This window comes from Nocardia farcinica, from assembly GCF_029867845.1.
GTDB classification, from domain to species: domain Bacteria; phylum Actinomycetota; class Actinomycetes; order Mycobacteriales; family Mycobacteriaceae; genus Nocardia; species Nocardia farcinica_A.
This window is the reverse complement of sequence record NZ_JARWRU010000347.1, coordinates 1-9321: the sequence shown is the minus strand read 5'-3', so window position 1 is coordinate 9321 and position 9321 is coordinate 1. Positions and strand designations below refer to the sequence as shown.

The 9321-nt window shown below is 71.1% G+C and carries 12 protein-coding genes; 2 read left to right on the top strand and 10 right to left on the bottom strand.

Annotated elements, in window-relative coordinates; translation table 11 throughout:
- The 6 genes from QH283_RS07480 to QH283_RS07455 form a co-directional block, all read right to left on the bottom strand.
- The coding region (locus QH283_RS07480; RefSeq protein WP_280502284.1) for a carbamoyl phosphate synthase small subunit at positions 1-712 on the bottom strand (712 nt) is incomplete at its 3' end.
- The gene (locus QH283_RS07475; protein ID WP_280502287.1) at positions 713-1207 is read right to left on the bottom strand and encodes a transporter; all 495 of its coding nucleotides are present in this window, start codon (positions 1205-1207) and stop codon (positions 713-715) included.
- Positions 1208-1212: 5 nt separating this feature from the next.
- The gene (locus tag QH283_RS07470; protein WP_280502283.1) at positions 1213-2526 is read right to left on the bottom strand and encodes a dihydroorotase; all 1314 of its coding nucleotides are present in this window, start codon (positions 2524-2526) and stop codon (positions 1213-1215) included.
- Between the two features lie 25 nt (positions 2527-2551).
- Complete coding sequence (locus QH283_RS07465) at positions 2552-3511, bottom strand: aspartate carbamoyltransferase catalytic subunit (RefSeq protein ID WP_280502286.1); 960 nt, start codon at positions 3509-3511, stop codon at positions 2552-2554.
- A 2-nt stretch (positions 3512-3513) separates the two neighbouring features.
- Complete coding sequence (pyrR, locus tag QH283_RS07460; protein ID WP_280502282.1) at positions 3514-4155, bottom strand: bifunctional pyr operon transcriptional regulator/uracil phosphoribosyltransferase PyrR; 642 nt, start codon at positions 4153-4155, stop codon at positions 3514-3516.
- Positions 4156-4316: 161 nt separating this feature from the next.
- Complete coding sequence (locus QH283_RS07455; RefSeq protein WP_280502281.1) at positions 4317-5168, bottom strand: SAM-dependent methyltransferase; 852 nt, start codon at positions 5166-5168, stop codon at positions 4317-4319.
- Between the two features lie 160 nt (positions 5169-5328).
- Here QH283_RS07455 and QH283_RS07450 point away from each other — a divergent pair, with 160 nt between their 5' ends.
- Entirely contained in the window at positions 5329-5955 is a 627-nt protein-coding gene (locus QH283_RS07450; protein WP_432420677.1) for an alpha-ketoglutarate-dependent dioxygenase AlkB, read from the top strand.
- A 156-nt stretch (positions 5956-6111) separates the two neighbouring features.
- Here QH283_RS07450 and QH283_RS07445 read toward each other — a convergent pair whose 3' ends face one another.
- The 4 genes from QH283_RS07445 to QH283_RS07430 all read right to left on the bottom strand — a co-directional run bounded on the left by QH283_RS07445 (position 6112) and on the right by QH283_RS07430 (position 8692).
- The gene (locus QH283_RS07445) at positions 6112-6378 is read right to left on the bottom strand and encodes a YciI family protein (RefSeq protein ID WP_280502280.1); all 267 of its coding nucleotides are present in this window, start codon (positions 6376-6378) and stop codon (positions 6112-6114) included.
- Positions 6375-6881 carry a transcription antitermination factor NusB gene (gene nusB / locus QH283_RS07440; RefSeq protein ID WP_280502279.1) on the bottom strand — a complete coding sequence of 169 codons (507 nt, stop codon included), beginning with the start codon at positions 6879-6881 and terminating at the stop codon, positions 6375-6377. Before nusB ends, QH283_RS07445 begins: the two co-directional genes overlap by 4 nt.
- A gap of 85 nt (positions 6882-6966) precedes the next feature.
- Positions 6967-7530, bottom strand: a complete 564-nt coding sequence (gene efp, locus QH283_RS07435) for an elongation factor P (protein WP_280502278.1) — start codon at positions 7528-7530, stop codon at positions 6967-6969.
- A 34-nt stretch (positions 7531-7564) separates the two neighbouring features.
- The gene (locus QH283_RS07430; RefSeq protein WP_280502277.1) at positions 7565-8692 is read right to left on the bottom strand and encodes a M24 family metallopeptidase; all 1128 of its coding nucleotides are present in this window, start codon (positions 8690-8692) and stop codon (positions 7565-7567) included.
- Positions 8693-8890: 198 nt separating this feature from the next.
- Between QH283_RS07430 and QH283_RS07425 the strand changes: the two genes are divergently transcribed.
- Positions 8891-9321: prepilin peptidase (locus tag QH283_RS07425; protein ID WP_280502276.1), on the top strand; the 431-nt coding region annotated here is incomplete at its 3' end.

Genomic DNA, 9321 nt, shown 5'->3' with positions numbered 1-9321 from the left:
GGTCACCGGGACCGTTGGACAGGAACACACCGTCGGGCTTCAGCTCGAGCAGCTGGTCCAGGGAGGTGGTGGAGGGCACCACGTGCACCCGCAGGCCGCGCTCGGCGAACATGCGCGGGGTGTTGGTCTTGATGCCCAGGTCGACGGCGACCACGGTGAAGCGGGGCTCGCCCTCGGGCTCGATGGTGTAGAGCGAGTCGGTGGAGACCTCCTCGGCCAGATCGGCGCCGAGCATGGAGGGCTGGCCGTTGACCCTGGCCAGCAGCTCCTCGGTGCCGGCAAGGGCGTCGCCGGAGAAGATGCCCGCCTTCATCGACCCCCGGGTGCGCAGGTGGCGCACCAGCGCGCGGGTGTCGATGCCCGCGATGCCGACCACGCCCTGCTCCTGGAGCTCGTCGGGCAGCGTGGTGGTGGCCCGCCAGTTGGAGGCCCGCCGCGCGGGGTCGCGCACGGCGTATCCGGCGACCCAGATCTTCTGGGACTCGTCGTCCTCCTCGTTCCAGCCCGTGTTGCCGATCTGCGGGGCCGTGGCCACCACGATCTGGCGGTGGTAGCTCGGGTCGGTCAGGGTCTCCTGGTACCCGGTCATCGCGGTGCAGAACACCGCCTCGCCGAGAGTCTGTCCCACCGCGCCGTAGGCGGTACCCCGGAACACCCGGCCGTCCTCGAGCACGAGGGCAGCTGCGTTGTCTGCGCCTGCTTTCTGGCTCATTCAGTCGTCTTCTTTCGTCATCGACGCGGCCCACGCCGGGTACACCGTCTTGTCGTCTCCCCGGAAACCGGTGTCGATCTCGGTTCCGGTCGGCAGCTTCCAGCGAATTACCAGCACACCATCTTCCGTCATCACCTTGCCCGCATGCCCGCGTTCGGTGCGGATGGCCGTCACGGATTCGGCGGGAATCCAGATGGTCGCCGCCCCGTCGCGTTCGAGCAGGATCCCCCGTTCGAACTTCGTCAGCTCCGCGGTGGCGCGGAAGCCCAGATCTCCCACCGCGATCCGGTCCTGCCAGCTGGGCGCGATGGTGCTGCCCAGGTACAGCCCGGTCGTCGGTTCCAGCACCTGCGCGCCGAGATCCTCGGGCACCGACGGCAGCTCACCGATGCGCTCGGCCTGCCGCGCGGCCCGGTTCACCCAGCCGCGGTACATCCCCCAGACGCCGAGCGCGAACAGCAGCACGCACACCAGCACCCAGAGCAGTCTCTCCAGATCCACTAGGCGCTCCCCACGCTCAGCGGCGCCGCCGCGACCCCGTCGCGCGCGGTGATCCGCCCACGCAGGAAGGTGGCGGTGACCTTGCCGGGCAGGGTCATCTCCGCGTACGGCGTGTTGTCGGAGATGCTGGCCAGCTCCTTCGGCCGCACCGTCCATTCGGCCTCGGGGTCGACCAGGGTCAGGTTGGCGGGCTCGCCCACCTCGATCGGCCTGCCGTGGTCGTCCAGGCCGACGATCCGCGCGGGCCGCTCGCTCATCACCCGCGCCACGCCGCGCCAGTCCAGCAGCCCGGGGCGCACCAGCGTCTCCACCACGATCGACAGCGCGGTCTCCAGACCGAGCATGCCAGGGCGGGCGGCGGAGAACTCGCAGCACTTGTCCTGCTCGGCGTGCGGGGCGTGGTCGGTGGCGACGCAGTCGATGATCCCCTCGGCGACGGCACGGCGCAGCGCCTGCACGTCGGAGGCCTCGCGCAGCGGCGGGTTGACCTTGTTGACCGCGTCGTAGGTCGCCAGCCGCGAGTCGTCGAGCAGCAGGTGGTGCGGGGTGACCTCGGCGGTGATCGCGATGCCCTGGGCCTTCGCCCACTTCACCAGCTCGACCGTGCCCGCGGTGGAGGCGTGGCAGATGTGCACGCGGGCCCCGGCGTCGCGGGCGAGCAGGGCGTCGCGGGCGACGATGGACTCCTCGGCGGCGCGCGGCCAGCCCGCGAGGCCGAGCCGGGCGGCGGTCGGGCCCTCGTGCGCGACCGCGCCCTGGGTCAGCCGCGGCTCCTCGGCGTGCTGGGCGATCAGGACGCCGAGGGAGTTCGAGTACTCCAGGGCGCGGCGCATGATCAGCGGGTCGTAGACGCAGTGGCCGTCGTCGGAGAACATCCGCACGCCCCCGACGCCGGCGGCCATGGTGCCCATCTCGGCGAGTTGCTTGCCTGCCAGTCCGACGGTGACCGCGCCGACCGGGTGCACGTCGACCAGACCGACCTCCTGCCCGCGCCGCCACACGTGGTCGGTCACGACCACCGAGTCGGCGACCGGGTTGGTGTTGGCCATGGCGAAGACGGCGGTGTAGCCGCCGAGCGCGGCGGCGGCGGAGCCGGTCTCGATGGTCTCGGTGTCCTCGCGGCCGGGTTCGCGCAGGTGGGTGTGCAGGTCGACGAAGCCGGGCAGCAGCACCTGACCGCGCGCCTCGACGATCTCGGCGTCCACGACACCCAGGTCGGTGCCGATCTGGCGGATCTCGCCCTCGTCGATGAAGACGTCGACCGGTTCGCCCTCGCCGTAGATCAGGGCGCCCTTGATCAGCAGCCCGCTCATGCCGTCTCCTCCCGATCGATGTCGTTCACGCGATCGCCTCCCTGGTGCCGACCAGTAGCCGGAACAGCACCGCCATGCGCAGGTGCACACCATTGGTGACCTGCTGCAACACCGCCGTCTGCGGTGCGTCGGCCACGGCGGAGGCGATCTCCATACCGCGCAGCATCGGACCGGGATGCATGACGACGGCGTGCTCTTCCAGCATTGCCAGCCGCCGCTCGGACAATCCGTAGTTCACCGCGTATTCGCGGGCCGACGGGAAGAACCCGCCGTTCATGCGCTCGGCCTGCACGCGCAGCATCAGCACCGCGTCGGCGCCCGGCAGCTCGGCGTCCAGATGATGCGACACCCGCGCGGGCCAGCTCTCCACCCCCACCGGCAGCAGCGTGCGCGGCGCGACGAGCACGACCTCGGCGCCCAGCGTACGCAGCAGGAACACGTTGGAGCGGGCCACCCGACTGTGCAGGATGTCGCCGACGATCAGCACCCGCTTGCCCTCGATGTCGCCGAGCCGCTGGCGCAGGGTCAACGCGTCCAGCAGTGCCTGGGTGGGGTGTTCGTGGGTGCCGTCACCGGCGTTGATGATCGCCGGGCCGCTGGTGCGGCCGGACTCGCGGGCCCAGCCGTCCATCCAGTGCGCGATCTGGTGGGCCGCGCCGGAGGCCGGATGGCGCACGATCAGCGCGTCCGCGCCCGCCGCGTGCAGGGTCAGCGCGGTGTCACGTAACGATTCGCCCTTGGACACCGACGACGAGCTGGCGCTGACATTGATCACGTCGGCGCTCATCCACTTTCCCGCCACTTCGAAGGAGACGCGGGTCCGGGTGGAGTTCTCGTAGAAGACCGTCATGACGGTGCGGCCGCGCAGCGTGGGCAGCTTGTGCACCTCGCGGCCGAGCAGCGCCTGCTCGAAACGCTCGGCCTCGTCGAGCAGTTCGGTGGCGGCGGCCCGATCCAGGTCGGTCACGCTCAACAGGTGTCGCATGCTCACGCTTCCTCGTGGTGGAGGTACACGCCGTCACGACCGTCGTGCTCGGTCAGCAGCACGGAGATGTCCTCGGTACGCGAGGTCGGCACGTTCTTGCCGACGTAGTCGGCGCGGATCGGCAGCTCCCGATGGCCGCGGTCGACCAGCACGGCCAGCTGCACGGCGCGGGGCCTGCCCAGGTCGCGCAGGCCGTCGAGAGCCGAGCGCACGGTACGGCCGGAGAACAGCACATCGTCGACGAGCACGACCAGCGCGTCCTCGATACCGCCGGTGGGCACCGAGGTGCGCTCCAGCGGGCGGTGCGGGCGGGTGCGCAGATCGTCGCGGTAGAGGGTGATGTCGAGAGAGCCGAGGGCGGGACGCACCCCGGAGAACTCCTCGATCTTGTCGGTCAACCGCGCGGCCAGGGTGGTGCCCCTGGTCGGGATGCCGATGAGGACCACGCGGGGGGCGTCGGAGCCCGCGTCCAGCGCGGTCTTCTCGATGATCTGATGCGCCATGCGCGCGATGGTCCGCCCCACATCGGAAGGCGACAGCAACTCCCGGCCCGCGGCGAGCCACTCGGGAGTGTGGCGCTGCGACTGCTCGCTGTTCCTGGCAGTCTCGGCAGACCCAGCCGCCCGGTCTCCGGGCACGGCCATGCCGACCTCCTTCCCCGCCTCACCGGACGGTCCGTTAAAGGATGTCTTACGGCTTGCAGCCTAACAGCGGCCCGAACGGGTCTTTCGGCAGGCACAGCCGTGTGTGAGCCGCCCCACCCGCGGCCGCCGGACGGGGCCTCGCGCGCCCGATGTGTCCCCGGTTACCGCCGCACGGCGAACAGCAGGCCCGCCCCGGTTTCGTCGGCGGGCGCGGTGCGGCCAAGCGGGACGACCAGTTCCTCCCACGGCCGGAACTCGGTGCGCCAGCCCCGCCGCTCCAGACCGCCGCGTGCCTGCGCGCCGAGACCGCTCGCGCGCGCCGCGGGCCTGCCTGCACGCACGAGGCTGCCCAGCGCCGCGTACTTCGGCTGCCGCGCCGACACCGCGAACTGCCCGATCTGCAAGGTGCTCCCCGGCGCCGACAGCCGGGTGATGGTGTCGACGACGGCCCAGGCGGCCTCGGTGGACAGATAGCCGAGCACCCCTTCCTCGACCCAGTGCGTCGGCGCCTCGGGCCGGAACCCGCCGGCGCGCAACGGTTCCGCCCAGTCGCCGCGCAGATCGGCCGACAGCGTGATCCGTTCGCAGACCGGCGTCACCCCGGCTCGGTCGAGCACCGACTCCTTGAAGGCGAACAGTTCGCGCAGGTCGATCTCGAAGAAGCGGGTGCGCGCGGTCAGCGGCATGCGGAAGGCGCGGGTGTCCAGGCCGGCGCCGAGCAGGACGAATTGTTCGCAGCCCACCGCCGCCGCGGCCGTCACCCCGTCGTCGACGATGCGGACGGTGAGGGTGCGACCCTCGTAGAAGGCGTCGGCCAGTTCCAGCATGCCCGCCCACCGGTCCTCGCCGTCGGGCGTGCCCGCGAACTGGGCGTGCGCGGCACGGACGAACAGGCGCGCGTAGGGGTCGTCGTAGAGCCGGTCGGGCCGGTCCGATTCGCGCGCGCGGATCACCGCGACGCCGATCGCCGTCATCGCCACCCCCGCCGTCGGCACCCGGCCGTACTCCACCATCCCCGGTTCCCCCGCGATCCGACCGCGGCCGCCGCCGACCGCTCCCACGTTCCCCGACGTTAGGGGAATACGCCTGCCCGGTCCGGCGAACGGCCCGAGATGTCCGAATTTCGCCGATCCGCACTAGCACACATGTTCGAACAGGTGTACCGTCGCGCAGGTGACGGCATGGCTGCAGGGCTCCCTGCTCGACGGCTTCGGCGAAGCCGCGCTCGGCTCGCTGGCATCCACCCGCCGCACCGACCTCGGCGACGGGGCCTGGGTGGATCTGCGGCCGGGCTGGCTCACCGGCGCCGACGCCCTGTTCGAGCGACTGGCCGGTGAGGTCCCCTGGCACGCCGAGCGGCGCCCGATGTACGACCGCGTGGTCGACGTGCCGCGCCTGCTGTGCTTCTACCCCGAGCAGGCCGAACTGCCCGACCCGATCCTCACCGAGGCCCGCGCCGCGCTCAGCGCGCACTACGGTCCCGAACTCGGCGAACCCTTCCGCACCGCGGGCCTGTGCATCTACCGGGACGGCCGCGACAGCGTCGCCTGGCACGGCGACACCATCGGCCGCGGCGCCACCCACGACACCATGGTCGCCATCGTCTCCCTCGGCGCCCCGCGCGCTCTGCTGTTGCGCCCCCGCCGCGGCGGCGCGAGCATCCGATACGAGATCGGCCACGGCGACCTGCTGGTCATGGGCGGCTCCTGTCAGCGCACCTGGGAGCACGCCGTCCCGAAAACCCGCAAACCGGTCGGCCCTCGTATCAGCATCCAGTTCCGCCCGCGCGGAGTGCGTTGATCCATGTGTCCGGTGTTGACCTGAACCGCACTCGAGGTCGCAGAATCGGTCCCGCGTCCACTCGCTCTCCCCGGACGCGCACCGGTGCGGTTCGCCGACCCGGCGGCTCCCACCGGCCCGTACACCCACGGTGGGAGCCGGACCGGTCGCGGCAATTCAGGCCGAGAGGGTGATCTCCCATTCGTGCACGGTGAGCTCGGAGGCGCCGGTTGTGTGCAGTGGATCGGCGAAGGCCAGCGCGCGCGCCGCCGCGAGGTCGGGGGCGAGGATCACGTATGCCCCGCCGCTGCCGTCGCCGAACTTCCCGCTCTCCACCAGCAGGCCGCGCTCGAGCAGCTCCGCCAGGAAGTCGCGGTGCGGCTGGATCACCGAATCGTCATAGCGCGGCGTGCGCATCGCCATGACCAGGTATTTGGTGCTCACGCCTCGGGCTCCTGCTCGGACGCCCTCGTGGCCGCGGCGGCGGCGCGCACCTGCGGCGCGACCAGCACGACCTGACCGAGCACGCCGTTGACGAAGGAGGGCGAGTCGTCGGTGGACAGCTCCTTGGCCAGCTCCACCGCCTCGTCGACGGCCACCACCGGCGGCACGTCGGCGGCGTGGAACAGCTCCCACACCGCGACCCGCAGGATCGCGCGGTCCACGGCGGGCAACCGGGACAGGGTCCAGTCCTGCAGGTAGGACTCGATGGCGCTGTCGACGCGCTCCAGTTCGTCGGCGACGCCCTCGACGAGGGTGCGGGTGTAGGCGTGCAGCGGCGCCACCGAGCTGTCCCGGGCGGCCAGATCACCGCGCTCGGCCAGCAGGTCCGCGGCGTCGACGTCGCGGGCCTCCGCCTCGAACAACAGGTCCACCGCACGCCGCCTCGCCTTGTGCCGGGCGCCGAGCTTCTTGTAGGACTTCTTGTCCGCGGGCTGTTCGGCCACAGTCACATCATCCCGTCTGTACACATGGAAGCGGTAGCCGGTCCCGCCTCGCGGCGAATCCGGCTACCGCCGTGGACGTTGTCGATCAGGCGTTGACCCGGCCGAGGTAGCTGCCGTCGCGCGAGTCGATCCGCAGCTTGTCGCCGGTGTTGATGAACAGCGGCACCTGGACCTCGGCGCCGGTCTCCAGGGTGGCGGGCTTGGTGCCGCCGGTGGAGCGGTCGCCCTGCAGGCCGATGTCGGTGTGCTGGACGACCAGCTCGATCGACACCGGGAGCTCGACGTAGAGCGGGGCGCCCTCGTGCATGGCGACCTGGACGTTCATGTTCTCCAGCAGGAAGCGGGCGCCGTCACCGATGGTGGCCTCGGAGATCGAGATCTGGTCGAAGGTCTCGCCGTCCATGAAGACGTAGTCGCTGCCGTCGTGGTACAGGTAGGTCATGTCGCGACGGTCGACTGTCGCGGTCTCGGCCGTCACGCCGGCGGTGTAGGTGTTGTGGACGATCTTTCCGGGCACGACCTTCTTGAACATGGTGCGCACGAAGGCGGGGCCCTTGCCCGGCTTGACGTGCTGGAATTCGACGATCTGCTGGAGCTGACCGTCGATCTTCAGCACGAGGCCGTTCTTGAAGTCGCTGGTGTCCGCCACTGTCCTCGGATCTCCTAGTTCTCGGCTACCGTCGTCAGTCGACGACGGTCAGGTCTTTGCTGGTGCGGGTGAGCAGTTCGGGTCCCCCTTCACGAACCACGAGCGTGTCCTCGATCCGGACGCCGCCGCGGCCAGGAAAGTACACACCGGGCTCGACGGTCACCGCCACGCCGGAAAGAAGCATACCGGGCGCGTTCTTGGCGATTCCCGGCGCTTCGTGAATGCGCAGCCCGACCCCGTGGCCGAGACCGTGCACGAACAGATCGCCGTGGCCCGCGGCCTCGATGACCGACCGCGAGGCAGCGTCCACGTCCGTGGCCTGCACGCCGGGGCGCAGCGCCTTGCATCCGGCCCGCTGCGCCTCCGCGACCAGGGCGTACACCTCGCGCTGCCAGTCCGCCGCTGACCCGAGGACGAAGGTGCGGGTCATGTCGGAGTGATAGCCGCCGACCACCGCGCCGAAGTCGATCTTGACGAAGTCGCCCGTGGCAAGCACCGCGTCGGTGGGGCGGTGGTGCGGCACCGCGGAATTCGCGCCGGTGGCCACGATGGTCTCGAAGGACACCGCCTCGGCGCCGTGCTCGAACATCGCCCACTCGAGGTCACGGGCGACCTGGCGTTCGGTGCGCCCCGGCCGCAGCCCGCCGCGCTCGAGCAGGGTCGCCAGACCGGCGTCGCCTGCCGCGCAGGCCAGTCGCAACTGCTCGATCTCGTACTCGTCCTTGACGGTGCGCAACTGCTCGACGAGGCCGGTGGTGGGGACCAGGTCGAGACCGGTGCGCTGTTCGACCAGCGCGCGGTGCTGCTCCACGGTCACCACGTGGCTCTCGAAGCCGACCCGGCCGAGCTGCCATTCGCCGGCCAGTTCCACGATGCGGCGGGTGGTGGCCCGCGCGATCTCGGCGCACAGGTCGGGGACCTGCCGGGCGATCTGATCGCGATAACGGCCGTCGGTGCCGATGACGGTGCGTTCCTCGGCGTCGGGCAGATCCCATGAGTGCACGAGCAGCGCGGCGTTGGAGCCGGTGAACCCGGAGAGATAGCGGATGTTCACCAGGTCGGTGACCAGCAGGGCGTCCACCCCGTTCTCCACCAGCAGGCTGCGCAGCGCACTCCGGCGCGCGGCGTAGTCGGGCGCCAGACCCGCGCGATCTGCAGACATGTTCTCCACGCTACCGCCCCGGCCCGCCGGAGCGAACATCGACGGCACGGCTTCCGCCACCGCGTAACCACGCTCGGACGTGCGGCGAGCTCGCCCCGACCCGGAATCCGGCACACCGGGTATCCACAACGGAATTCGTTGTCCACAACCGGCTTTCCGGCTCTGCCGCGAGCACGCAGGCCGAGGCACGCTGAGTCCATGACCGCCACCGGCTCCGTGACCATCGGCTCCATGACCACCGGCTCCATGACCACCGGCTCCATGACCACCGGCTCCATGACCACCGCAGCCCTCGTCCTGTTCACACTCTGGTGCGCCGTGCTCGCCGCCGTCGATCTCCGCGTGCGCCGGCTGCCCAACGCGCTCACCGGCGCCGGCGCGCTCGCGGTATTCGGTTACGCCCTCGCGACCGGAAGGCCGTGGCCCGCCGTGGTCGGCGCACTGCTGCTGGCATCGCCCTACCTGGCGGTGCATCTGGCGGCCCCGGCGGCGTGCGGCGCCGGTGACGCCAAGCTGGCGGTGGCGGTCGGCGCGGCCGCCGGGCTGGGCGGGGCGCAGGCCTGGGTGACGGCGGCGCTCGGCGCGCCGGTCCTGACGGCGGCGGCCGGGTCGATGATGCTCGCGCGCGC

Coding starts and splice junctions, on each gene's coding strand:
- QH283_RS07470 (WP_280502283.1), bottom strand. CDS start 2,526: ATGAGCGGGCTGCTGATCAAGGGCGCCCTGATCTACGGCGAGGGCGAA.
- QH283_RS07465 (WP_280502286.1), bottom strand. CDS start 3,511: ATGCGACACCTGTTGAGCGTGACCGACCTGGATCGGGCCGCCGCCACC.
- pyrR (WP_280502282.1), bottom strand. CDS start 4,155: ATGGCCGTGCCCGGAGACCGGGCGGCTGGGTCTGCCGAGACTGCCAGG.
- QH283_RS07455 (WP_280502281.1), bottom strand. CDS start 5,168: ATGGTGGAGTACGGCCGGGTGCCGACGGCGGGGGTGGCGATGACGGCG.
- QH283_RS07430 (WP_280502277.1), bottom strand. CDS start 8,692: ATGTCTGCAGATCGCGCGGGTCTGGCGCCCGACTACGCCGCGCGCCGG.